Here is a 24,155-nt window from a genome sequence, read left to right on the forward strand (position 1 = left end):
CCCCGGCTGCCGCCCTGGCCGCCGCCCCGGCCGGACCCGGCGCCGTTCCCCCCGCCGCCGTCACCGTCCCCGGCCGCGGGGACCGGACGCGGCACCGTCCGCCCCCGCACCGCCGTGAGCGTCCCCGGGCGCAGGACCGGGCGGTCGCGCGGACGCCGACGCGTCCGGTCGGTGTTCAGAGGACGGCCGTGCGGATGCGGCCGGAGCGGGCGGCGGCGCCGAGCGCCTCGAAGTCCCGCTCGTTGCGGTCGGCGTAGGACTGGGCGAACGCGGTGAGGGCGCGGTCGAATCGGTCGCCGCCGCCGAGGTACGCCGCGATGGCGACCGGGTCGCCCGAGCGGGCGTGGGCCCGGGCCAGGCTCGCCCCGCACAGCCGCGCGAACAGCCGCAGCAGCGCCGGGTCCATGGTCTCCGGGCGCGCGATGCCCTTCCAGTCGCGCAGCTGGCGTACGTAGAAGTCCCGCCCGTTGCCGTCCAGACCCACCGCGTGCGTCCAGCCGAGCAGGATGTCGCTGGTCGTCTGGATCAGCCGCTGCCCGGTCACCACCCGACGGCCCTCGTTGTCCCAGCGGGCGCCGGCGGTGTGGGCGGCGAGCACCGACTCCTGCGCCTCCTTGGCCTGCAGCAGCAGCGGATCGTCGTCGTCCCGGCCCAGCAGCAGGACGATCCAGCAGCGGGTGCCGACACTGCCGACGCCCACCACCTTCCGCGCGATGTCGACCATCCGGTAGCGGCGCAGCAGGTGCCGGCGCTCCGACGACAGGGTGCGCACGTAGCCCTCCAGCACCGAGCGCAGCTCCTCCTCCTGCTCGCGCGGCGAGGAACCGTCGACCAGGTCTCGCAACGGGGTGATCAGGGGAGGGTCGGGCGCGATGACCCGCCCGTCGGGGGTGGCGGCGGTCAGTTTCGCGAAAGCCTGCAGGTGGGTGCGGGTGCGGGCCTTCGCCGTCGCCTCGGCGGTGCGGCGCCGGGCCCGCCGGGTCATCGACGCGGCCATCAGCTCCCGCACGTGGTCGGTGTCGTCCTGCGCGTACCAGATGTCCAGGGTGCGCATGCCGGCGAACTGCCGCATCCGCGTCCGGTAGGCGGCCACGCACGCCGCCACCGCGCCGTCCTGCTCCTTCGTCCGGAAGCCGTTGGCCCGCCCGACGATGGCGAAACTCGCCGCGAGCCGTTTCACGTCCCACTCGAAGGGTCCGGCGAGCGTCTCGTCGAAGTCGTTGATGTCGAAGACCAGATGCCGTTCCGGCGAGGCCAGCAGGCGGAAGTTCAGCAGGTGGGCGTCCCCGCACAGCTGCACGCGCAGTCCCGTGTCCGGGGCCGCGCCCAGGTCGGCCGCCATGACGGCCGCGGCGCCCCGGTAGAAGCGGAACGGGGACTCCAGCATGCGGCCGTAGCGGATCGGCACCAGCTCCGGTACGCGCGTGGCCGACTGGCGCTCCACCACCTCGACCGGGTCGAAGCGCCCGGGCCCGTCCTCGAACCGGCCGTGCGAGGACCGAGGACAGCGGCGCCGAGCGGCGCGCCCCTCGGCGGCCCGCTCGGCCGGTGTCGCGAAGGGGACGGACGGGCTCGGTACGGTCACGGTTCTGCCCTCCGGTCGCGGGGGAAGTCGTCCGACGGCTCCCGGCCCTGCCGGCGCAGCGCCGCCTGCACGGCACCGGCCAGGATCTTCGCCGCCACGCCCACCAGCAGCAGCCCGCCCGCCATCTGCAGCATCGTCAGGACCCGCCCGGTCTGGGAGCGGGCGACGATGTCGCCGTAGCCGACGGTGGTGAAGGTGGTGAGGGTGAAGTACAGGGAGTCCGTCTTGGTCAGCGGCTCGCTGAACGAGCCCGGCGTCGAGTGCTCCAGCAGGAAGTAGGCACCCGCGAACAGCAGCAGGAACAGTGCCAGCGTGGTGCCCAGGGCCTCGATGGCCTTCAGCCGGGGGTAGGGCGAGTCCAGGATGGCCCGCACCTCCCACCAGAACACCACCGAGACCAGCAGCAGCCCGCAGGCGAGCAGGGCGGAGGTGCCGGAGGAGGTGCGCCCGTCCAGCGGCAGCACGTAGTACACGGTGACGAGCCCGACGGCGATGAGCGCGGTCCGCGTCAGGGCCGCGGCCGATGCGCGCCGCTGCAGCCCCGGAGGCCGCCGGGTCTCCTCGTCCGGCGGCGTCCGGGTCGCCCCGGCTCCGCCTCCGGTCCCGTGTCCCGTGCGGGTGCCGCTGCCCGTCTCGTGTCCCGTACCGGTCCCGGACCGGTGAACCGCCGGATCTGCCATTTCGTCCCTTCCGGTCGTGTCGTGCCGTGCCGTGCCCTGGGGTGTCGTGCGGTGCGGCCCCCGTGTCGTGCGGTGTCGTGCGGTGCGGCCCCGTGTCGTGCGGCGGCCTGAGGTTCTGCTGCCGGCTACGGCCCGGACCGTCACCGGCCGTGGCCGCGCCCGGAGTCCCCGGCCGCCCGTTCCGGTGCCTGCCGGTACTGAGCCGCCACCGGGCCCGGGGCGGCTCGTGCCCCGCGCACCACCGCCCCGGTGCCGCTTCCAGCTCACCGCGATCGTCGCGGCCGGGGATCACCCGCCGCGGGTGACCCGGTGCCGGGCCGCCCCGCGCGACGTTGGTCACAGGGCCTGCCGTCCGCCGACGGTCCGTGTCCGGCCCGCCGAGGAGGAGCCATGACCATGTCGTCACCAGGCCCGGCACCGGGCTCGCCGGCGGCCCCCGAGCCGCGTGCCGGCGAAGTCCGCCGCGAACGGAGCGCCGGAGAACCCGCCGGCCACGCCCCCGGGCCCGACCGCCCGGCCGACCCCGCCGACCTGCTGGCGGCGCTCGGACGCTCCTGGACCTGGATCCTCGCCTCCGCCGCCGCCACGCTCGTACCCGGTGTGCTGCTCCTGGTCTGGCCCGAGGCGACGCTGCACGTCGTGGCGGTCCTGATCGGGCTGTACCTGCTGGCGAGCGGGGTGTTCCGGTTCGTGGAGATCTTCGCCCGGCAGGAGCAGGGCCACCGCGCGGCCGGCCTGCTGCTGGCCGTGCTGTACGTCCTGGCCGGTGTGCTGTGCCTGCGCAACCCGCTGCAGACCATCACCGCGCTCTCCCTGATCGTCGGGCTGATGTGGCTGGTGTCCGGGATGCTCACGCTGTACACCGCCCTCGCCGCGCGGGACCTGCCCCACCGCGGGTTCCTCCTGGGCGCCGCCGTGCTGGCCGTGGTCGCGGGCGTGGTCGTGCTGGCGCTGCCCGCGGAGTCGGCCCGGGCGCTGACCAGGCTGCTCGGTCTGTGGCTGGTGCTGCTCGGCCTCGCCGAGGCGGGGCTCGCCCTGGCCTGGCGGGCGGCGCTGCGCAGGGCGGCGGCGGCCGTGCCGGGCGGCCCGGGCACGGGCGGCTGAGGCCGCGGCACCGGCCGCACGATCACCCTCCCCGGGTGAGGCGGTCCGCGCCGCCTCGCGCCGACGCTGGAACGGCAGGGGAGCCGCTGCGAGGCGGGCTCCCGGGACGGAGGAGCGACATGGACGCACAGACCTACCTGGCCTACGACTATCCGCTGCTCAGCGCCTTCTGGACGATCCTGTGGGTCTTCCTGTGGATCATGTGGTTCGTGCTGCTCTTCCGGGTCGTGTTCGACATCTTCCGGGACGACGACCTGAGCGGCTGGGCCAAGGCCGGCTGGCTGGTGTTCTGCATCGTCCTGCCGTTCCTGGGCGTGTTCGTCTACGTCGTCGCCCGCGGCAAGGACATGGGCCGTCGCGAGAACGCCCGGGCACGCGCGCAGCAGCAGGCCCTGGACACGTACATCAGGGAGACCGCCAGGGGCGAGGGGGAGCGGCGCAGCAGCGTCGACGAGCTCGCCCGGCTGTCCGAGATCCGCGCTCGCGGCGACATCACCGACGAGGAGTTCGACCGGGCCAAGGAGCTGGTGCTGAGCGGCTCCGGACCGTCGGGGGCCACGGCCTCCGCCACCCACCCCTCCGGCCGCTGAGCGCGCCGGACCCAGGCAAAGCAAGGAGTCAGGATGACCGCCACACACCCCACGCGCGCGTCCTCCGGGGCGAGGCGAGGCACGGCCGCCGCCGGTCTGACGATCTTCGCAGCCGTGATGCTGATGGTCGGAGGAATCCTCGCCATCATGCGCGGCATCGCGGCGATCGCCGAGGACGAGGTGTTCCTGTCGACCCCCAACTACGTGTTCGCGTTCGATCTGACCGGCTGGGGCTGGATCCATCTGATCCTGGGCGCGGTCGCCGTGCTGATCAGCTTCGGGCTGTTCCAGGCGTCCACCTGGGCACGCGTCGCGGGCGTCGGCATAGGCGCGCTGTTCATCATCGCCAACTTCCTCTCCCTGCCGTCCTACCCGGTGTGGTCCGTGGTGATGATCGCGATCTCGGCGTTCATCATCTGGGCCCTGTGCACCACGAAGAAGAGCGACTTCTGACGGCCGGGCGGTGAACCGGGCGCGACGCGCGGGCCGTGACGGCCCGCGCGTCACCGTGCGCCCGCGCCTGCCCGCGCCGCGCCCGCACACCGGCGGGCTGCTCATCCGTCAGGCGCGCCTGCGGACCAGCAGCAGCGCCACGTCGTCGTCCGGCTCGGGGCTGAGCGCGCCGAGCAGGCCGTCGCTGGTGCGCTGAAGGCTGGGGCCGGTGCCGCTCAGCAGACGCGTCAGGGTGCCCAGGCCGGTGTCGATCGGCTCCCAGCGGTTCTCCACCAGCCCGTCGGTGTAGAGGGCGAGCAGCGCGCCCGGCGCCAGCTCCGCCTCCAGCGTGCCGAAGTCGACGCCGCCCACCCCGAGCGGCACACCCCCGGGCACGTCGAGGAGGTGCGCACGGCCGTCCGCACCGGCCAGCACCGGCGGCAGGTGCCCGGCGCTGGACAGCTCGCACACACCGCGCTCCAGGTCGCACACGGCGTACACGCATGTGGCGATCGCGTCGCCGAGGGAGGCGGCGATGTCGTCGAGGTGCCGCAGCAGCTCGGCCGGCGGCAGGTCCAGGCGGGCCAGCGCCCGGGTCGCCGTGCTCAGCTGCCCCATGATCGCGGCGGCCTGCACGCCCTTGCCCATGACGTCGCCGACGACCAGCCCGGTGCGCCCCGGGCCCAGCGGCAGCACGTCGTACCAGTCGCCGCCGACCTCGCTGAGGGCGGGGCGGTAGCGGGCGGCGATGTCGAGGCCCTCCCGCTGCGCGGGCGTGCTCGGCAGCAGGCTGCGCTGCAGGGTCAGGGCGGTGCCGCGCTCCCTGCCGTACAGGCGGGCGTTGTCGATGCAGATGGCGGCGCGGGCGGCGAGTTCGGAGGCGAGCACCTGGTCGCGCTCGTCGAAGGGGCGTTCGTTGACCGTGCGGTACAGCGACAGCGTGCCGAGCACCTTGCCCCGGGCCACGAGCGGCAGCGCCAGGTAGGTGTGGGCGCCGGCCTCGCGCAATGCCCGGGCCGCCGCGGTGTCGCGGGCGAGGCGGCGCAGCATCCTGTCGTCCACGTGCTCCACCAGGACCGGCCGGGCGCTGCGCACGCACTGCGTGATGACCCGGGAGGCGCCGTAGGTGGCCAGCTCGCCCACGGGGTCGGCGGCGTGCAGGGCGTCGGTCGGGTAGCCGGCCGCCACGGCCAGCGCCCGGAACTCGGCGGGAGCGCCGCCCGACACGGGCGTGATGGTGCCGTGGGCCACGACCGACTCCAGGACGTCGACGGCCGCGAGGTCCGCCAGGTGCGGCACGACCACCCCGGCCAGCTCCCGGGCGGTCTGCTGCAGGTCGAGCGTGGTGCCGATCTTCACGCCCGCGTCGGCGATCACCGACAGGTGCTGGCGGGCCTGGGCCACCTCGGCGGCGGCCTGCTGGCGCTCGGTCACGTCCAGCACGGCCATCGCCAGACCCAGCACCCGGCCGTCGATGTCCTCGATGCGGTGGTACGACTCCGAGTAGGCCCGGTCCTCGGCGTCCGCCGCCGTACGGCCGACGGTCTGCTGGTCGAGCAGGGGCCGGCCGGTCTCCAGGACGTGCCGCATCCGGCCCTCGATGGCCTCCACGTCCAGGCCGGGCAGCACCTCGCGGATCCGGCGGCCCAGCACGGCGTCCTCGGGCAGGCCGTTGATCCGTTCCAGGGCGGGATTGACGCCGACCCAGCGCAGGTCGTTGTCGAAGACGGCGATGCCGAGGGGCGTCTGGTTGACGAGGCTGTGCGAGAGGGCGAGGTCCCGCTCGACCCGCCGCACGGTCGTGGCGTCGGTGGCCAGTCCCAGCAGGTGGGGCCGGCCCTCGCTGTCGAGGAGCCGCATCGTCCGGAACTCGACGGCGCGTTCCGTTCCGTCGCGGTGCAGCAGCGGGAACACACCGGCCCAGCGGTCACCCGAGCTGACCTGGGCGAACAGCTTCCTGCCGCGGGCCCGGTCGGCCGGAGCGACCAGGAGCGTGTCGGCGCGCTGCCGCAGGGCCTCGGCCGCACTCCAGCCGAGCAGCTGCTCGATCTCGGGGCTCCACAGCGCGATGTAGCCGTCGCCGTCCAGCACCACGGCCGCGACCTTCAGCAGGTCCAGCAGCCCGCCCGGCGCGGCCGTCACGGCGCCGCGGTCCGAGGGCGCATACCCGTTCATCCGAGCCGCTCCTTCCGGCGCGGCAAAAGGTCCGGCCAAAGATCCGTTGCGCAGGCTGTCCGATGAGGTCACATTACGTTCGCGGCGGTGACACTGTCGCGCCGAAATGACAAATTGCCGGCCACCGCGCGAGGGGTCCCGGGCGGCGTGCCCGCAGGCCGGACGCCCGGAGCGGCCCGCCCGGCACCCGCACGCGGACCCGGTGGGCCACCGTCTGCGGAAGGGAATCACCAGGACCGCACAGAGTCCGACGGGGTCATTGCTTCGTTTCTGTTCGGGTCCTAGGGTGTGCCTGCTCAGCAGTTGCTCCGTCACCGTCAGTTGCCCGCGCCCCGACGGAAACACCCCGCGTGCGGGGGGAGTTGGGTCCGCCGCTGACGTGCCCTCAGTCCGTGCAGCACTCTGTCGAACCGAGGAAGGCCACGGTCATGCCGCACCCGCTCCCGTCCCTCGCCGACCGGCCCGTCGTCAGCCGGCGCCGTCTGCTCGAAGGGGGCGCCGCCGTGCTCGGCGCGCTCGCCCTGTCCGCCTCGCCGGCCGCGGCGTCCCCGGCGGGCCGCGCCCGCGCCGCGGACGGCCCCCCGGAGTGGAACGACTCCCTCGCCACCTACCGGCTCGGCACCGAGCCGCCGCACACCACGCTCACGCCGTACGCCGGCCTCGTCCAGGCCCTGGAGGGCGACCGCGACCGCTCGCCGTACCGGCTGAGCCTCGACGGCACCTGGAAGTTCGCCTACGCGGACCGCCCCGACGACCGCGACCCGGACTTCCACGGCACCGACGTCGACGACTCCGGCTGGGACACCATCCCCGTGCCCTCCGCCTGGCAGCTGCACGGCTACGACTTCCCCGTCTACGTCAACATCACCTACCCCTGGTGGGGCCCCAACGGCGGCGGCGAGAACGCCCAGCCGCCCGCCGCCCCCACCCGGTACAACCCCGTCGGCCAGTACCGCCGCACCTTCACCGTCCCGCCCGACTGGCAGGGCCGGCGCACCTTCCTGCACTTCGAGGGCGTCAAGTCCGCCCACTACGTGTGGATCAACGGCGAACTGGCCGGCTACCACGAGGACTCCTACACCCCCGCCGAGTACGACATCACCCGCCACCTCGTGCCGGGCACCAACCACATCGCCGTCGAGGTCTACCGCTACTCCGACGCGGAGTGGCTGGAGGACCAGGACATGATCCGGCTGAGCGGCATCTTCCGCTCGGTCCACCTGTACTCCACGCCGCACGTGCACCTGCGCGACTTCAAGCTCGACACCCCGCTGAGCGACGGGTACACCAGCGCCGAGCTGAAGGTCACCGCGCACGTGCGCGACCACGGCGGCGGCGGCGCGGGCCGCCACACCGTCGAGACCCAGCTGTACGACGCCCGCGGCCACGCCGTCTGGTCCCGGCCCCTGACCGGGTCCGTCGACGTGCCGGACGGCGCCGAGGCCACCGTCGGGATGTCCCGGGCCGTCCCCGCGCCGCAGCTCTGGTCGGCCGAGCACCCGTACCTCTACACCGCCGTGCTGCGCCTGCGCGACCCGTCCGGCCAGGTGATCGAGACCCTCTCGCACCGGGTCGGCCTGCGCGAGTTCGCGCTGAAGGACGGCCTGATGCGCGTCAACGGCCGGCCGGTCTCCTTCCGCGGCACCAACCGGCACGAGATGCATCCCGTGACCGGCTCGGCGCTCACCCGCGCGCAGATGGTCGAGGACATCCGGATCATCAAACGCCTCAACATCAACAGCGTCCGCACCTCGCACTACCCCAACCACCCGCTGTGGCTCGAACTGGCCGACGAGTACGGCCTCTACCTCGTCGGCGAGACCAACCTGGAGACGCACGGCATCCGCGACCGGTTTCCCGGCAGCGGGCACCCCGCGTGGACCGAGGCGTGCGTGGTGCGGGCGCAGAACATGGTGCACCGCGACAAGAACCACGCCTCGGTGGTCATCTGGTCCCTCGGCAACGAGGCGGGCGGCGGCACCACCTTCACCGCGATGCACGACTGGATCCGCTCCTACGACCCCACCCGCGTCATCCAGTACGAGGGCGACGACCGCCCCGGCATCAGCGACATCCGCTCCGAGATGTACGACAGCCCGCAACGCGTCGAGCAGCGCGCCCTGGACACGAGCGACACCCGGCCGTACGTGATGATCGAGTACTCCCACGGCATGGGCAACTCCAACGGCAACTTCAAGAAGTACTGGGACGTCGTCCGCCGCCACGACGTCCTCCAGGGCGGCTGGATCTGGGACTTCGCCGACCAGGCGCTGCGCTGGCCCACCCCGGCCAGGAAGCTGCTCACCGAGTCCGGCCCGGGCCGCCTGCGCGGCGAGATCATGGCCCCGGCCGGCACCTTCGACCGCGGCAGGGGCATCTCCGGCGGCACCGTCTTCCCCCGCGACCCCGCTCTCGACCTCACCGGCTCCCTCACCCTGGAGGCCTGGATCACCCCGCACGTGACGGGCTATCACCAGCCCATCCTCGCCAAGGGGGACACCCAGTACGCCCTCAAGCAGACCGACCGGACACTGGAGTTCTTCATCCACGGCGGCGGCCAGTGGATCAGCGCGAGCTGGGCCCTGCCCGACGGCTGGACCGGCCGCGAGCACCACGTCGCCTGTGTCTTCGACGCGGACGCCGGCACCCTGACGCTGTACGCCGACGGCCGGGTGCGCGCCACCCGCACCACCACCCGCCGCCCCGCCCCGAACACGGCCTCGCTGTCGCTGGCCACGGACGTCGACAACCCCACCCGGGAGTTCAGCGGCACCATCCGCCGGGCCCGCGTCCACGCCCGCGCCCTGACCGCCGCCGAACTGGCCTCGGACACCCGGGGCCCGGACGACGAGGGCGTGCGCTTCTGGTTCGACGCCGCCACCGCCGCCTTCACCGAGCAGCGCCCGCGCGAGACGACCTTCCACGCGTACGGCGGCGACTGGGGCGACAACCCCAACGACGGCGCGTTCTCCGGCGACGGCATCGTCACCGCCGACCGCCGCCTCACCGGCAAGTCGGCCGAGGTCAAGCAGATCTACCAGGCGATCGGGGTCGACAAGGCCCCGGGCGGCCCCGGCGCCGTCACGCTCACCAACGAGTACCTGTTCACCGACCTCCGGGAGTTCGACGGCCGGTGGGCCCTGATCGCGGACGGCGAGGTCGTGCGGCGCGGCCGGCTCACCCGCGAGCAGCTGGACGTCGCCCCGCTGAGCAGCAAGGACATCACGGTGCCGGTGCGGCTGCCCGCGCTGCACCGGCCGGGCACGGAGTACTTCCTCCAGCTCTCCTTCGCCCTCAGGGAACGCACCCCGTGGGCGAAGGCCGGGTTCGTGGTGGCCAAGCAGCAGCTCGCCCTCGACGTGGACACCCCGGCCGTGCGGCCGGTGCCGCTGCGCGGTGTGCCCGCCCTGCGGCACACCGACGGGGAGAAGACCGTCACGGTCCGGGGCAGGGGCTTCGCGCTCACCGTCGACAAGCCGACCGGCACCCTCACCTCCTGGGAGGCGGGCGGCGAGCGGCTCCTCACCTCCGGGCCCGTGCCGAACTTCTGGCGGGCGCCCACCGACAACGACCGGGGCAACGGCCACCACACCCGCAACCAGGTCTGGCGCGACGCCGGAGCCGGGCGGAAGGTGACCGGCGTCCGGGTGCGCGCCCTGGACGACCGGGCCGTCGAGATCGCCGTCACCGGCACCCTGCCCACCGGCGCCGAGTCGGCGTTCGGCACGACGTACACCGTCTTCGGCAACGGCGAGATCAAGGTCGACAGCATCCTGCGCCCCGGCTCGCCGGACCTGCCCTACATCCCCGAGGTCGGCACCCTGCTGTTCCTGCCGCGCCGGCTGGACCGGCTGCACTACTACGGCCGGGGACCGGAGGAGAACATGTGGGACCGCAACGACGCCACCGACGTGGGGCTGTACTCCGGCACCGTCTCCGGGCAGTGGTCGCCGTACCTGCGGCCGCAGGAGAACGGCAACAAGACCGACGTCCGCTGGGCCGCGCTGACCGACGCGAGCGGACGGGGGCTGCTGGTGTGCGGTGAACCGCTGCTGGAGGTCAACGCCTCCCACTTCACGCCCGAGGACCTCTCGGTGGGCGCCCGCCACGACTACCAGCTGACCCCCCGGGACGCGGTGGTCCTGCGGGTCAACCACCGCCAGATGGGCGTCGGCGGCGACGACAGCTGGGGCGCGCACACCCACGACGAGTTCAAGCTGTTCCCCGACCGGGACCACGGCTTCACCTACCGGCTGCGTCCGCTGACGCGCCTGAGCGAGGCGATGGACGCCTCACGCCGGCGGACCGCCACCGGCTAGATACCGCGCCGGGCCCGGCGGCGCCGCTCAGCCGGCGGTGTCGCTGAGGCCCAGCCGCAGGTGCTCGACGTGGTAGACGGCCTGGTCGAGGAGCTCGGCGACATGGTGGTCGTGCAGCGCGTACACCACCGAACGGCCCCGGCGCTCACCCACGACCAGGCCCAGGTTGCGCAGCAGCCGCAGCTGGTGCGAACAGGCCGACTGCTCCATGCCGACCTCCGCGGCCAGCTCCGTGGCGGGCAGCGGCCCTTCGCGCAGCCGGGCCAGGATCAGCAGCCGCGAGGGCGTGGACAGGGCCTGGAGCGTGGTGGCGACCTTCGCGACGTTGTCCGCGTCGAGGCGTACACGCTCGGGGGCGTCCTGCGCGGGGATGACGGCTCCATGACCCATGACGTCATCGTACCGGTCCCGCACGAACACATGAATGAATCTTCATCTGTCCCGGCCGGCAGCCCGCACCGGCACGTCCATGTCGGATTCTCGCCAGCACCCTGCCGCCCGGTGGCCGATGCTGGAGGCATGCAGATGGGGATGCACACCGACACCGAGCGCTGCGTGCGCGCCGTGCAGTCGAAGGACGCGCGCTTCGACGGCTGGTTCTTCACGGCCGTCCTGACCACCGGCATCTACTGCCGTCCCAGCTGCCCGGTGGTGCCGCCCAAACCGGAGAACATGGTCTTCCACCCCAGTGCGGCGGCCTGCCAGCAGGCCGGCTTCCGGGCCTGCAAGCGCTGCCGGCCCGACACGAGCCCCGGCTCGCCGGAGTGGAACCAGCGCGCCGACCTCGTGGCCCGGGCCATGCGGCTGATCGCCGACGGCGTCGTGGACCGCGAGGGCGTACCCGGCCTCGCCGCCCGCCTCGGCTACAGCACCCGGCAGGTCGAACGCCAGCTCCTCGCCGAACTGGGCGCCGGCCCCCTCGCGCTCGCCCGCGCCCAGCGCTCGCAGACCGCCCGGCTGCTCATCGAGACCACGGCGCTGCCGATGGCGCAGATCGCCTTCGCGGCCGGCTTCTCCTCCATCCGGACCTTCAACGACACCGTCCGCGAGGTCTTCGCCCTCTCCCCGAGCGACCTGCGCGCCCGCACCCCGAAACGGCAGGGCGCGAGCACCCCGGGCTCGCTCTCCCTCCGGCTGCCGTTCCGCGCCCCCCTCAACCCCGACAACCTCTTCGGCCACCTCGCCGCCACGGCCGTGCCGGGGGTGGAGGAGTGGCGCGACGGCGCCTACCGCCGCACCCTGCGCCTGCCCTACGGCCACGGGATCGCCGCCCTCACCCCCGCCCCCGACCACATCGCCTGCCGCCTCGCCCTCAGCGACCTGCGCGACCTGACCGTCGCCATCAGCCGCTGCCGCCGGCTGCTCGACCTGGACGCCGACCCCGTCGCCGTCGACGACCGGCTGCGCACCGACCCGGTCCTCGCACCACTGGTCGACAAGGCACCCGGGCGGCGCGTGCCGCGGACGGTGGACGAGGCGGAGTTCGCCGTCCGGGCCGTGCTCGGCCAGCAGGTCTCCACCGCCGCCGCCCGCACCCACGCCGCCCGGCTGGTCACCGCGCACGGCGAACCCGTCGACGACCCCGAGGGCGGCCTCACCCGTCTCTTCCCCGACCCCCGGGCCCTGGCGGAGCTCGACCCGCAGACACTGGCGCTGCCCCGCACCCGCCGCACCACCCTCACCACGCTGGTCCGCGCCCTGGCCGACGGCGACCTGGGCCTGGGCGTGGAGAGCGACCGGCCGCGGACCCGGGACCGGCTCCTCGCCCTGCCCGGCTTCGGCCCCTGGACGGCCGACGTCATCGCCATGCGGGCCCTCGGCGACCCCGACGCCTTCCTCCCCACCGACCTCGGTGTCCGCCGCGCCGCCCGCGAACTGGGCCTGCCGTCCACGCCCGCCGCGCTCACCGCCCGCGCGGCGGCCTGGCGCCCCTGGCGCGCCTACGCGGTCCAGTACCTCTGGGCGACCGACAGCCACCCGATCAACTTCCTCCCCGCATAAGGACGTGCGATGAAGCAGCACACCGTGACCGACAGCCCCTACGGAGCCCTCACCCTCGTCGCCGAGGACGGCGTCCTGTGCGGGCTGTACATGACCGACCAGCGCCACCGCCCGCCGCAGGAGAGCTTCGGCACCCGCGACGACACCCTCTTCGCGCGGGCCGAGGAGGAGCTGAAGGCCTACTTCGCCGGGGAACTGCAGGAGTTCACCGTCGAGACGCGTCTGAACGGCACCCCGTTCCAGCGCAGGGTCTGGGCCGAACTGCGCCGCATCCCCTACGGCGAGACCCGCACCTACGGGCAACTGGCCCTCGCCCTGGGCGCCCCCACCGCCTCCCGCGCGGTCGGTCTCGCCAACGGCCGCAACCCCGTCGGCATCATCGTCCCCTGCCACCGCGTGATCGGCGCGAACGGCAGCCTCACGGGCTACGGGGGCGGCCTCGAACGCAAGCAGCGCCTGCTGGACTTCGAACGGGGAGCGGCCCTGTTCTGAGCGTGCCGCTACCCGGCCGCGAGAGCGCGCAGCAGCGCCGGCAGAGCCGTGCCGATGGGGTCGCGGACCACCTCGTCGGCGAGGTCGTCGTACGGCGTGGGCTCGGCGTTGACGACGATCAGCCGGGCGCCGTGGTCCGCGGCGACACCGGCGAGTCCCGCGGCGGGCTGCACCTGGAGGCTGGTGCCGGCGGCGACGAAGACCTGGCACGCCTTGGCGACGGCGGCCGCCTCACCGAGGACGACGGGGTCGAGACGCTCGCCGAACATCACCGTGGCCGGCTTCAGGATCCCGCCGCACCGCACACACGGCGGATCGGCCTCCCCGGCCTCCACCCGGGCGAGCGCCTCCTCCATCGGCCCCCGCACATGGCAGGCGGTGCACACGAACTCCCGCGCCGTACCGTGGAGTTCGTACACCTTGCGGGCGGGCATCCCGGCGAGCTGGTGCAGCCCGTCCACGTTCTGCGTGATCACCCGCACCGGCACCCCGGACCGCTCCAGCTCCGCGACGGCCCGGTGCGCGGCGTTCGGCTCCGCGCCGAGCACCCCCGTCTCCCACCGCATCCGCCAGGACCGCCGCCGGATCTCCGGATCGCTCATGTAGTACTCGTACGTCACGAGCTTCTCGGCCTCGGGATCCCGCCGCCACAGCCCGTTGGGCCCGCGGTAGTCGGGAATCCCGGAGTCGGTGGAGACGCCGGCACCGGTGAGCAGGGCGACGAGGGGCTTGGCCATGCGGGCGAGGGTAGGCCGGAATCCGGGGCGGCGGCGAACGGATATCGAAACGGCGGCCCCCGGAAGGGCGCCGCCGCTCATCGGCACCTGGACAGGCGCCGCGGGATCACGCGACCCGGTGGCCGTTCTCCAGTTCTGCCGGGCCCGAGCCGTCCGTCAGGGCGTCCAGGGCGGCCAGGACGCGGCGGCCGAGGGCGCCGGGCAGGTGCGCGGTCAGCTCCTCGCGGGCAACCGGGCGCCAGGACAGCAGCTCCTCCTCCTGCAGGCGGATCGCCTTCAGGTCCTCCTCGCCGAGGACCCCGCCGTCGTACAGGTACGCCACCAGCGGCGGACGGCCCGTGCCGTGCACCCAGTCCACCGCCAGCAGCCGTCCGAGCTCGCGGTCCAGGCCGATCTCCTCCAGCGTCTCGCGTCGCGCGCCCTGCCGCGGGGTCTCCCCGTCGTCGGACTCCACGGTGCCGCCGGGCAGCGCCCAGCCCTCCCGGTAGTTGGGCTCGACCAGCAGCACCCTGCCCTCACCGTCCCGGAACAGCACGGCGGCACCGGCCAGGACGCGGGGCAGGGAGGCGATGTAGGCGGCGTAGTCAGGAGAGGTGCTCATGAAGGGCAGGGTAGCCACCGGGCGCCGCTCCCGGCCCGGCGCTTCGGTCCTCCGCCTCCGCCAGCCGTACCGTCCGCTCCGCCAGTTCGCTGATCCGCACCCCGTCGAAGCCGAACACCGCGCTGCGCACCGTGTCCTCCAGCGGCGCGGTCCACTGCGCGGGGATGGCCGCCGCGCCGCCCAGCACCCCCGCCACCGAGCCCGCCGTCGCGCCGTTGGAGTCGGTGTCCAGGCCGCCGCGGACGGTCAGGGTGATGGTGCGGGTGAAGTCGCCGTCGCCGTACAGCAGGCCCGCCGTGATCACGGCGGCGTTCGGGACCGTGTGGATCCAGCCCATCCCGGCGGTCTCCTCGGCGACCGTCGTCAGGGTGTCCTCCCAGGACATCCGCGTGTCGTGCAGCGAGACCACCCGCCGGACCGTGCGGGCGAGGCGGCTGCCCGCCGGGATCACGGCCAGGGCCTCGTCGACCGCGTGCCGCACGGTGGGCGCGGTGAACGCCGCCGCGATCAGGGCCGCCGCCCACATCGCCCCGTAGACCCCGTTGCCGGTGTGCGACAGCACGGCGTCGCGCCGGGCCAGCGCGGCGGCCCTGCGTGGGGCGCCCGGGCACGTCCAGCCGTACACGTCGGCCCGGATGAGCGCCCCGATCCACTCCTGGTAGGGGTTGTCGTACGTGGCGGTCAGCGGCGGCTTCAGCCCGTTGGCCAGGTTCCGGTACGCGGCCCGCTCCGCGGTGAACGTCTGCAGGTAGGGCAGCCGCAGCAGCCACAGGTCGCCGACCTGCTCGGTGCTGAAGCCGAAGCCGTGGGTCTCCAGCAGGTCGAGGCCGAGGATCGCGTAGTCGACGTCGTCGTCGCGGCAGCTGCCGTGGATGCGGCCGCGGACGCACTGGCGCCACTCGGGCCGCAGTGCGCCCGCCTCGTCGCCGGCGGGCTCGGGCAGGTAGTCCGTCAGCGGGAGGGCGGCGGCCCGTCTGAGGTAGCGGTCGATGCGGTCGCGGGACCACACCTCGCCCTGTTCGACGGGCTTGCCGAGCATGTTGCCCGCGATGCGGCCGGTCCATCCGCCGAGGATGCGGTCGCCGAGGTCGGTGTCCGAGCGTGCGGGGGTCATGGTGGAGGTCTACCCGTTTCGGGCGCGGGGGCAGCCGTGTCCTCGGGGCGCGGCTCGTCGTGGCCGGACGCCCGGGTCCGGGCGCCCCGGAGGCGAGGGGGCCCCTGTTCCACGGGGTGGGCACGGGCTGACGGCGGACGGGTCCTGCGGTTAAGGTCGCAGCGGCGCGACTGGCCTTGACGTGCGTGAAGGCCCGGAGAGCAAGGGGAGTGCAAGTGGCGGACGCTGCAGGAAGCGGAACCCGGAAGGCACAGCGGGTGCTCGTCGCCGCGGACAAGTTCAAGGGGTCGCTGACGGCCGTGGAGGTCGCCGAGCGGGTCACGGCCGGGCTGCGCCATGTCGTGCCCGGCCTCGAGGTCGAGGCGCTGCCCGTGGCCGACGGCGGCGACGGGACCGTGGCCGCTGCCGTCGCGGCCGGGTTCGAGCGCCGGGAGGTGCGGGTCACCGGCCCCCTCGGCGACGAGGTGACGGCGGCGTACGCGCTGCGCGACGGCACCGCCGTGGTGGAGATGGCCGAGGCGAGCGGGCTGCAACGGCTGCCGGAGGGGGTCTTCGCCCCGCTGACGGCCTCGACCTTCGGCTCCGGCGAGCTGCTGCGCGCCGCGCTGGACGCCGGTGCCCGCACCGTCGTCTTCGGTGTGGGCGGCAGCGCCACCACCGACGGCGGTGCCGGGATGCTGGCCGCGCTGGGAGCCCGGTTCCTGGACGCCGGGGGGAAGCCGGTGCCCCCGGGCGGCGGCGGCCTCGCCGAGCTGGCGACCGCGGACCTGTCGGGCCTCGACCCGCGTCTGGCCGACGTCGAGCTGGTCCTCGCCGGCGACGTCGACAACCCGCTGACCGGCCCGAAGGGCGCGCCCGCGGTCTACGGCCCGCAGAAGGGCGCCTCACCGGAGGACGTGGCGGCCCTGGACGCCGCCCTCGCGCACTTCGCGAAGGTGCTGGAGGGGACGGCCGGGCCGCAGGCCGCCGCCCACGCGGCGTCGCCGGGCGCGGGTGCGGCCGGCGGCCTCGGCTTCGGCGCCCTCCTGGTGGGCGCCCGGTTCCGCCCCGGCATCGAGGTCATGCTCGACGTGCTGGGCTTCGCCCCGGCCCTCGACCGCGCCGATCTGGTGATCACCGGTGAGGGCTCCCTCGACGAGCAGACCCTGCACGGCAAGGCCCCGGCGGGCGTCGCCACGGCGGCCCGCGCCGCCGGCCGGGAGGTCGTCGCGGTCTGCGGCCGCCTGGCCCTGCCCCCCGAGGTGCTGGGCCGGGCCGGGATCCGCAGGGCGTACCCCCTCACGGACGAGGAGCCGGACGTGGCGAAGTGCATCGCCGAGGCGGGCCCCATCCTGGAGCGGGTCGCCCGACGGATCGCCCACGACTTCCTGACCTGAGCCGCCACGTGCTCCGGGCCGGTTCCCGCTCCCGAGCGGGGCCGGCCCCGGCCGGCCTCGGTTCCTGAGCCCCCTCCTGCCTACGCTCTTGCCACTGGCTGGTTCCCGTTGCGGGCCGGTTCCCGCCCCTGGCCGGTTCCCGACCTTGGCCGATGTCCCGAGCCGGTCCCGAGGCGACTCCCGCACCGAGCCGACTCCGCCCTGAACTGGTCCCGCTCCGAGCCCGTCCCGTTCCGGGCCGGTTCCCGTCCCGAGCGGGTCCCGAGGCGGCTCCCGACCCGAGGTGAGTCCCGCACCGAGTCGACTCCCCGCTGAGCCGGTCCCGCTCCGAGCAATCGGAGCTAGGCCGGTCCAGCCGGCTCCGCCCCGAGCTGGCTCCCACCCCGGGCGGCTCCAGGCCGGTACTCAGGCCGCCTGGCCCGGGGGCGAGCACCGGCCGGGGGACAGGCCCGGAGGCGGGGCCCCCGGACCGCCGGTGTTCCGGCACCCGCACAGGCGAAGGGCCCCGGACCGTCACCCGGTCCGGGGCCCTTCGCACGGTGCTTCGCTACGGCAGCTGCGCCGCCCGCGCCTCGCGACGGTTGTCGCGGAAGTTGTTCACCCGCCGCGCCGTCGCGAACAGCGGGATCACCGCGCCCATCACCAGCTGGAGCGCGCAGCCCGTCTGCAGCAGCAGCTGGCCGCTCGGCGCGTCGAACGCCCAGGCCGCCATCAGGCCCATGCCCAGCACGATCCACGACAGCATCGCCACGGCGAGCCGGCCCCGCGGCTTCGGGTACTCCACGCGGCTCACCATCAGCCACGCCGTCCCCAGGATCGCCAGCAGGGTCGCCACGAAGGGCAGCTCCAGCAGGACGATCGACACGACCGTCAGCGCGCCGAACGGTGACGGCATGCCCTGGAAGGTGCCGTCCTTGACCGTGACGCAGGAGAACCGGGCAAGCCGCAGCACCACCGCCAGCAGCACCACGATCGCCCCGACTGCCGCGACCCGCTGGTACGCGCCGTCCGCGACCATGCCGTAGACGAGGACGAAGTACGCCGGAGCCAGGCCGAAGCTGATCAGGTCCGAGAGGTTGTCCAGCTCGGCGCCCATGGGGGAGGAGCGCAGCTTGCGCGCCACCAGGCCGTCGAACAGGTCGAAGACCGCCGCACAGAGCATGAGGATGACGGCCGTGGCCGCGCTGTTGCGCGCCATGCCGGTCTCCTGGCTGCCCATGAGGTCGGGGATCAGGATGCCGGTGGTGGTGAAGTACACCGCCATGAAGCCGCACGTGGCGTTGCCGAGGGTCAGCGTGTCCGCTATCGACAGCCGCAGGGAGAGGGGCATCTCCTCTTCCTCGTCGGCCTCGTCGCTCCCCGGGACCCAGCCGGCCTTGGTATCAGGATCAACCACGGTCAATGCGAGTCACCCCAGCCACGGTCTTCTGTCCCACCTCGACCGCGACCTCCACGCCCTCGGGCAGATAGAGGTCGACGCGCGAGCCGAAGCGGATCAGGCCGATCCGCTCGCCCTGCTCGACCTTGGTGCCCTGGGGCACGTAGGGGACGATGCGGCGGGCGACGGCGCCGGCGATCTGGATCATCTCGATGTCGCCGAGCTCGGTGTCGAAGTGCCAGACGACGCGCTCGTTGTTCTCGCTCTCCTTGTTGAAGGCGGGAACGAAGCCACCGGGCACGTGCTCGACCGACGTCACGGTGCCGGCCAGCGGGGCGCGGTTGACGTGCACGTTGAGCGGGCTCATGAAGATCGCGACGCGGGTGCGGCCGTCCTTCCACGGCATGATGCTCTGCACCACACCGTCGGCGGGCGAGATGACCCGGCCCTGGGTGATCTCACGCTCGGGGTCGCGGAAGAACCACAGCATCCCCGCCGCCAGCGCGGTGGCGGGAACGGCCACGGCCTTCGCGGCGCCGGAGCGGCGTGCGCGGGCCAGGCTGAGTGCTGCGGTGGCGACGGTCGGAAGGAGCCACGGCGATGCTCCGCGCGCGAGGCGTACGCCGGCCCGGCTGTCGCGAGATGCAGAGGTTTGGCTGTGGGGCATGGATGACCTTCGTAGCGGATGATGCCGCACTCTGACGGGGGACGGCGGCTTTCCGGCGATCGTAGCGGCTCGCGGCCCGAACTGGGTAAGCCAGGCTGCCGAGTCGGCGGCTGAAGGGTGCTGACGGGGTGTGATCTTCTTCTCCAAGAAAACACCCCGTATCCGGACATCTAGCCCTGGAATCGATACTCTTCGAGCAGCCGCCTGCCGATGATCATTTTCTGGATCTCGGCGGTACCTTCACCGATCAGCAGCATCGGCGCCTCGCGGTAGAGGCGCTCGATCTCGTACTCCTTGGAGAAGCCGTAGCCGCCGTGGATCCGGAAGGCGTCCTCGACGACCTCCTTGCAGTACTCGGAGGCGAGGTACTTCGCCATCCCAGCCTCGAGGTCGTTTCGCTCCCCGGAGTCCTTTTTGCGTGCCGCGTTCACCATCATCGCATGCGCGGCCTCGACCTTGGTAGCCATCTCGGCCAGCTTGAACTGGATCGCCTGGTGCTGGGCGATCGGCTTGCCGAAGGTGTGCCGCTGCTGCGCGTACTGCACACCCAGTTCGAACGCACGCTGCGCGACGCCGCAGCCACGCGCCGCCACGTTCACGCGGCCGACCTCGACGCCGTCCATCATCTGGTAGAAGCCGCGGCCGGTGACCCCGCCGAGCACGCGGTCGGCGGGAATCCGCAGGCCATCCATGATGAGCTCGGTGGTGTCGACCCCCTTGTAGCCCATCTTGTCGATCTTGCCGGGGATGGTGAGGCCGGGGCGGACCTCGCCGAACCCGGGCTCCTTCTCGACCAGGAAGGTGGTCATCGACTTGTGGGGCGCCGTGCCCTCGGGGTGACCTTCGTCACTTCGGACCAGAACGGCGACCAGGGACGAGGTTCCGCCGTTCGTCAGCCACATCTTCTGGCCGTTCAGGACGTACTCCTCGCCGTCCTTCACCGCCTTGGACGTGATCGCGGACACGTCCGAGCCCAGGCCCGGCTCCGACATCGAGAACGCGCCCCGGATGTCGCCGGCCGCCATGCGCGGCAGGAAGTGGTCCTTCTGCTCCTGCGTGCCGTGCTGCTTGAGCATGTACGCCACGATGAAGTGGGTGTTGATGATGCCGGACACCGACATCCAGCCGCGCGCGATCTCCTCGACGCACAGCGCGTACGTCAGGAGCGACTCGCCCAGACCGCCGTACTCCTCGGGGATCATCAGGCCGAACAGGCCCAACTCCTTCAGCCCGTCGACGATCTGTTGCGGGTACTCGTCGCGGTGCTCCAGCTCCGTGGCGACCGGAATGATCTCCTTGTCCACGAAGTCCCGGACGGTGGACAGGATCTCCTGCTGGACGTCCGTCAGACCGGCTGTCTGGGCGAGTCGCGCCATGACTACTTCTCCTGCTCTCGCAGCTCCGGGCGGCCGGGCTGCTCGCCGCCGCGCTCCTTGATGTACGTCTCGGTCGGCACCATCACCTTGCGGCGGAACACGCAGACCAGCGTGCCGTCCTGCTTGTAGCCCTTGGTCTCGACGTAGACGATGCCGCGGTCGTCCTTCGACTTCGACGGCCACTTGTCGAGCACGGTCGTCTGGCCGTAGACCGTGTCGCCGTGGAAGGTCGGCGCCACGTGCTTGAGCGACTCGATCTCCAGGTTGGCGATGGCCTTGCCGGAGATGTCGGGCACGGACATGCCGAGCAGCAGCGAGTAGATGTAGTTGCCCACCACGACGTTCTTGCCGAAGTCGGTCGTCTTCTCCGCATAGTTCGTGTCCATGTGGAGCGGGTGGTGGTTCATGGTGAGGAGACAGAACAGGTGGTCGTCGTACTCCGTGACCGTCTTGCCCGGCCAGTGCTTGTACGTCGCGCCGACCTCGAACTCCTCGTAGGTGCGTCCGAACTGCATCGGCTCAGGCCTCCGGGATCTCGAACTTGCTGGTGCGCTGCATGCCGGCCGCGCGCCCCTTGCCGGAGATGACCAGGGCCATCTTGCGGCTGGCCTCGTCGATCATCTCGTCGCCGAGCATCGCCGAGCCCTTCTTGCCGCCCGCCTCGGACGTGTAGTAGTCGTATGCGTCCAGGATCAGCTCGGCGTGGTCGTAGTCCTCCTGGGACGGCGAGAAGATCTCGTTGGACGCCTCGACCTGGCCCGGGTGCAGCACCCACTTGCCGTCGAAGCCGAGCGCGGCGGCGCGCTGCGCGACCTCGCGGTAGCCCTCGACGTTGCGGATCTGCAGGTAGGGGCCGTCGATCGCCTGGAGATCGTTGGCGCGGGCGGCCATCAGGATCTTCATCAGGATGTAGTGGTAGGCGTCCGCCGGGTAGCCGGGCGGCTGCTCGCCCACGACCAGCGACTTCATGTTGATGGAGGCCATGAAGTCGGCCGGGCCGAAGATGATGGTCTCCACGCGCGGGGAGGCCTGCGCGATCTCGTTGACGTTGTTCAGGCCCTGCGCGTTCTCGATCTGCGCCTCGATGCCGATGCGGCCGACCTCGAAGCCCATCGTCTTCTCGATCTGCGTCAGCAGCAGGTCCAGCGCCACGACCTGCTGGGCGTTCTGCACCTTCGGCAGCATGATGCAGTCGAGGTTGGGGCCGGCGCCCTCGACGACGGTGACCACGTCGCGGTAGGTCCACTCGGTGGTCCAGTCGTTGACGCGCACGACCCGCGTCTTGCCCGTCCAGTCGCCCTCGTTGAGGAACTTCACGATGGTGTGCCGCGCCTCGGGCTTGGCCAGCGGGGCGCAGGCGTCCTCCAGGTCGAGGAAGACCTGGTCGGCCGGGAGGCCCTGGGCCTTCTCCAGGAAGCGCGGGTTCGAGCCCGGTACCGCCAGGCAGGAACGCCGGGGGCGAAGGCGGTTGACCGTGGTCATGCGGGGACCTCCAGGGGGTCGAGCTGGTTCGCTTTCCGGATCTCGTCGACGATGCGGCCGATGATTCCGGTGATGTCGAAGTCCTTCGGGGTGAAGACCGCGGCCACTCCGGCTGCCCTGAGCTGCTCGGCATCACCGTTCGGGATGATGCCACCGGCGATCACCGGAATGTCTGTGGCACCGGCCACACGCAGCCGTTCGAGGACGTCCGGCACCAGCTGGGCGTGCGATCCGGACAGGATGGACAGCCCGACCGCGTGCACGTCCTCCGCGAGGGCCGCGTCCACGATCTGCTCGGGCGTCAGCCGGATGCCCTGGTAGACCACCTCGAAGCCGGCGTCCCGCGCGCGCACCGCGATCTGCTCGGCGCCGTTGGAGTGCCCGTCCAGGCCCGGCTTGCCGACCAGGAAGCGCAGCTTGCCCACGCCCAGGTCCTTCGCCGTCAGGTCCACCTTGCGGCGCACCAGGTCCAGCGCGCTGCCCTCCTCGACGGGGACGGCCACCGGCGCCGAGGAGACACCCGTGGGCGCCCGGAACTCGCCGAACACCTCGCGCAGCGCCCCGGCCCACTCGCCGGTCGTGGCGCCGGCCCGGGCGCACTCCAGGGTGGCCTCCATGAGGTTCTCGTTGCCGCGCGCGGCGTCCTTCAGCCGTTCCAGGGCCTTGCAGGGCCGCGGGTGGTTGAAGGGCGGCTGGTAGCGGTTGTCGCGCCACTGCTGCAGCGCGGCCACGACCCGGGCCTCGACCGCCGGGTCGACCGTCTGGATCGCGGTGTCCAGGTCGGCGGTCAGCGGGTTCGGCTCGGTGCCCTCGAAGATGTTGACGCCGACGATCTTCTCCTGGCCGGACTCGATCCGGCCCCGCCGCTCGGCGTGCGAGGCGACCAGCTGCGACTTGAGGTAGCCGGACTCGACGGCCGCCATCGCGCCGCCCATCTCCTGGATGCGGTCGATCTCGGCGGACGCCTCCTCGACGAGCCGGTCCACCTTCGCCTCGATCACCTTCGAGCCCTCGAAGATGTCGTCGTACTCCAGCAGGTCGCTCTCGTAGGCCAGGACCTGCTGGATGCGCAGCGACCACTGCTGGTCCCAGGGGCGGGGCAGGCCCAGGGCCTCGTTCCACGCGGGCAGCTGCACGGCACGCGCGCGGGCGTCCTTGGAGAGGGTGACGGCCAGCATCTCCAGCACGATCCGCTGGACGTTGTTCTCCGGCTGCGCCTCCGTCAGGCCCAGGGAGTTGACCTGGACGCCGTAGCGGAAGCGGCGCTGCTTGGGGTTCTCGATGCCGTACCGGTCGCGGGTGATGCGGTCCCAGATGCGGCCGAAGGCGCGCATCTTGCACATCTCCTCGATGAAGCGGACGCCCGCGTTCACGAAGAAGGAGATGCGGGCGACGACATCGCCCATGCGCTCCGGCGGCACCTGGCCGGAGTCGCGCACGGCGTCCAGGACGGCGACGGCGGTGGACATCGCGTACGCGATCTCCTGGACCGGTGTGGCGCCCGCCTCCTGCAGGTGGTAGCTGCAGATGTTGATCGGGTTCCACTTCGGCATGTGGGAGACCGTGTACGCGATCATGTCCGTCGTCAGGCGCAGGCTCGGCCCCGGCGGGAAGACGTGCGTGCCGCGGGAGAGGTACTCCTTGACGATGTCGTTCTGGGTCGTGCCCTGGAGCTTGGTGATGTCGGCACCCTGCTCCTCGGCGACGACCTGGTAGAGCGCCAGCAGCCACATGGCCGTGGCGTTGATGGTCATCGAGGTGTTCATCTGCTCCAGGGGGATGTCCTGGAACAGCCGGCGCATGTCACCGAGGTGCGCGATCGGCACGCCGACCCGGCCGACCTCGCCGCGGGCGAGGACGTGGTCGGAGTCGTAGCCGGTCTGCGTCGGCAGGTCGAACGCCACCGACAGGCCGGTCTGGCCCTTGGCGAGGTTGCGCCGGTACAGCTCGTTGGACGCCTCGGCCGTGGAGTGGCCGGCGTACGTGCGCATGAGCCACGGCCGGTCCTTCTCCCGCTCGCCCTCGGCGGGCTGACGCTCAGTCATC

At 72.7% G+C, this 24,155-nt stretch carries 20 protein-coding genes; 7 read left to right on the plus strand and 13 right to left on the minus strand.

The features are described 5' to 3' along the window. Nucleotides 1–175: 175 nt before the first annotated feature. Nucleotides 176–1,585, minus strand: a complete 1,410-nt coding sequence (locus tag ACFYWG_RS23560; RefSeq protein ID WP_389203335.1) for a DUF2252 domain-containing protein — start codon at nucleotides 1,583–1,585, stop codon at nucleotides 176–178. Next, on the minus strand, nucleotides 1,582–2,265 hold the full coding sequence (locus tag ACFYWG_RS23565) for a potassium channel family protein (RefSeq protein ID WP_385415152.1): 684 nt from the start codon (nucleotides 2,263–2,265) through the stop codon (nucleotides 1,582–1,584). Before ACFYWG_RS23565 ends, ACFYWG_RS23560 begins: the two co-directional genes overlap by 4 nt. Nucleotides 2,266–2,655: 390 nt before the next feature. Here ACFYWG_RS23565 and ACFYWG_RS23570 point away from each other — a divergent pair, with 390 nt between their 5' ends. The 3 genes from ACFYWG_RS23570 to ACFYWG_RS23580 all read left to right on the plus strand — a co-directional run bounded on the left by ACFYWG_RS23570 (nucleotide 2,656) and on the right by ACFYWG_RS23580 (nucleotide 4,412). Beyond that, complete coding sequence (locus tag ACFYWG_RS23570) at nucleotides 2,656–3,369, plus strand: HdeD family acid-resistance protein (protein ID WP_385415155.1); 714 nt, start codon at nucleotides 2,656–2,658, stop codon at nucleotides 3,367–3,369. 119 nt (nucleotides 3,370–3,488) lie between these two features. Continuing rightward, the gene (locus tag ACFYWG_RS23575; protein WP_383498520.1) at nucleotides 3,489–3,959 is read left to right on the plus strand and encodes an SHOCT domain-containing protein; all 471 of its coding nucleotides are present in this window, start codon (nucleotides 3,489–3,491) and stop codon (nucleotides 3,957–3,959) included. Nucleotides 3,960–3,992: 33 nt separating this feature from the next. Beyond that, entirely contained in the window at nucleotides 3,993–4,412 is a 420-nt protein-coding gene (locus ACFYWG_RS23580) for a hypothetical protein (protein WP_376324032.1), read from the plus strand. A gap of 108 nt (nucleotides 4,413–4,520) precedes the next feature. On the opposite strand, the gene ACFYWG_RS23585 is transcribed toward ACFYWG_RS23580, so the two are convergent. Then, nucleotides 4,521–6,566, minus strand: a complete 2,046-nt coding sequence (locus ACFYWG_RS23585; protein WP_385415159.1) for a SpoIIE family protein phosphatase — start codon at nucleotides 6,564–6,566, stop codon at nucleotides 4,521–4,523. A gap of 428 nt (nucleotides 6,567–6,994) precedes the next feature. On the opposite strand from ACFYWG_RS23585, the gene ACFYWG_RS23590 reads away from it, so the two are divergent. Beyond that, nucleotides 6,995–10,885: a glycoside hydrolase family 2 TIM barrel-domain containing protein gene (locus ACFYWG_RS23590; RefSeq protein WP_389203339.1), complete on the plus strand. Its 3,891-nt coding sequence runs from the start codon at nucleotides 6,995–6,997 to the stop codon at nucleotides 10,883–10,885. A 27-nt stretch (nucleotides 10,886–10,912) separates the two neighbouring features. On the opposite strand, the gene ACFYWG_RS23595 is transcribed toward ACFYWG_RS23590, so the two are convergent. Continuing rightward, complete coding sequence (locus tag ACFYWG_RS23595; protein ID WP_383510875.1) at nucleotides 10,913–11,275, minus strand: ArsR/SmtB family transcription factor; 363 nt, start codon at nucleotides 11,273–11,275, stop codon at nucleotides 10,913–10,915. Nucleotides 11,276–11,416: 141 nt separating this feature from the next. Here ACFYWG_RS23595 and ACFYWG_RS23600 point away from each other — a divergent pair, with 141 nt between their 5' ends. Both ACFYWG_RS23600 and ACFYWG_RS23605 read left to right on the plus strand, forming a co-directional pair. Then, a complete protein-coding gene (locus tag ACFYWG_RS23600) occupies nucleotides 11,417–12,886 on the plus strand; it encodes an AlkA N-terminal domain-containing protein (RefSeq protein ID WP_389203532.1) in 1,470 nt (489 codons plus the stop codon). Between the two features lie 9 nt (nucleotides 12,887–12,895). After that, nucleotides 12,896–13,378: a methylated-DNA--[protein]-cysteine S-methyltransferase gene (locus ACFYWG_RS23605; RefSeq protein ID WP_385415166.1), complete on the plus strand. Its 483-nt coding sequence runs from the start codon at nucleotides 12,896–12,898 to the stop codon at nucleotides 13,376–13,378. Between the two features lie 8 nt (nucleotides 13,379–13,386). Here ACFYWG_RS23605 and ACFYWG_RS23610 read toward each other — a convergent pair whose 3' ends face one another. The 3 genes from ACFYWG_RS23610 to ACFYWG_RS23620 all read right to left on the minus strand — a co-directional run bounded on the left by ACFYWG_RS23610 (nucleotide 13,387) and on the right by ACFYWG_RS23620 (nucleotide 15,830). Then, nucleotides 13,387–14,115, minus strand: coding sequence for an NAD-dependent deacetylase (locus tag ACFYWG_RS23610; protein ID WP_389203342.1), 729 nt, complete (start codon nucleotides 14,113–14,115; stop codon nucleotides 13,387–13,389). 106 nt (nucleotides 14,116–14,221) lie between these two features. Beyond that, nucleotides 14,222–14,716 (minus strand): NUDIX domain-containing protein, encoded by a 495-nt coding sequence (locus tag ACFYWG_RS23615; protein ID WP_389203344.1) that lies wholly within the window; start codon nucleotides 14,714–14,716, stop codon nucleotides 14,222–14,224. After that, on the minus strand, nucleotides 14,700–15,830 hold the full coding sequence (locus ACFYWG_RS23620; RefSeq protein WP_389203346.1) for an ADP-ribosylglycohydrolase family protein: 1,131 nt from the start codon (nucleotides 15,828–15,830) through the stop codon (nucleotides 14,700–14,702). The genes ACFYWG_RS23615 and ACFYWG_RS23620 overlap by 17 nt, the downstream gene beginning before the upstream one ends. Nucleotides 15,831–16,045: 215 nt before the next feature. On the opposite strand from ACFYWG_RS23620, the gene ACFYWG_RS23625 reads away from it, so the two are divergent. Next, a complete protein-coding gene (locus tag ACFYWG_RS23625) occupies nucleotides 16,046–17,206 on the plus strand; it encodes a glycerate kinase (protein WP_385415183.1) in 1,161 nt (386 codons plus the stop codon). Between the two features lie 547 nt (nucleotides 17,207–17,753). On the opposite strand, the gene pssA is transcribed toward ACFYWG_RS23625, so the two are convergent. The 6 genes from pssA to ACFYWG_RS23655 form a co-directional block, all read right to left on the minus strand. After that, nucleotides 17,754–18,536: a CDP-diacylglycerol--serine O-phosphatidyltransferase gene (pssA, locus tag ACFYWG_RS23630; RefSeq protein ID WP_333934415.1), complete on the minus strand. Its 783-nt coding sequence runs from the start codon at nucleotides 18,534–18,536 to the stop codon at nucleotides 17,754–17,756. Between the two features lie 58 nt (nucleotides 18,537–18,594). Then, nucleotides 18,595–19,251 (minus strand): phosphatidylserine decarboxylase, encoded by a 657-nt coding sequence (locus tag ACFYWG_RS23635; protein WP_384321775.1) that lies wholly within the window; start codon nucleotides 19,249–19,251, stop codon nucleotides 18,595–18,597. A 170-nt stretch (nucleotides 19,252–19,421) separates the two neighbouring features. Further along, complete coding sequence (locus ACFYWG_RS23640; RefSeq protein ID WP_055619373.1) at nucleotides 19,422–20,627, minus strand: acyl-CoA dehydrogenase family protein; 1,206 nt, start codon at nucleotides 20,625–20,627, stop codon at nucleotides 19,422–19,424. Nucleotides 20,628–20,629: 2 nt separating this feature from the next. After that, nucleotides 20,630–21,142 carry a MaoC family dehydratase gene (locus tag ACFYWG_RS23645; protein WP_383321913.1) on the minus strand — a complete coding sequence of 171 codons (513 nt, stop codon included), beginning with the start codon at nucleotides 21,140–21,142 and terminating at the stop codon, nucleotides 20,630–20,632. Nucleotides 21,143–21,146: 4 nt separating this feature from the next. Continuing rightward, nucleotides 21,147–22,109: an HpcH/HpaI aldolase/citrate lyase family protein gene (locus ACFYWG_RS23650; RefSeq protein WP_383508716.1), complete on the minus strand. Its 963-nt coding sequence runs from the start codon at nucleotides 22,107–22,109 to the stop codon at nucleotides 21,147–21,149. Beyond that, nucleotides 22,106–24,154, minus strand: a complete 2,049-nt coding sequence (locus ACFYWG_RS23655; RefSeq protein WP_389203350.1) for a protein meaA — start codon at nucleotides 24,152–24,154, stop codon at nucleotides 22,106–22,108. The genes ACFYWG_RS23650 and ACFYWG_RS23655 overlap by 4 nt, the downstream gene beginning before the upstream one ends. Nucleotide 24,155 lies beyond the last annotated feature (1 nt).

The sequence above is a fragment of the Streptomyces sp. NPDC003456 genome, assembly GCF_042878735.1.
In the GTDB taxonomy this organism is placed as follows: domain Bacteria; phylum Actinomycetota; class Actinomycetes; order Streptomycetales; family Streptomycetaceae; genus Streptomyces.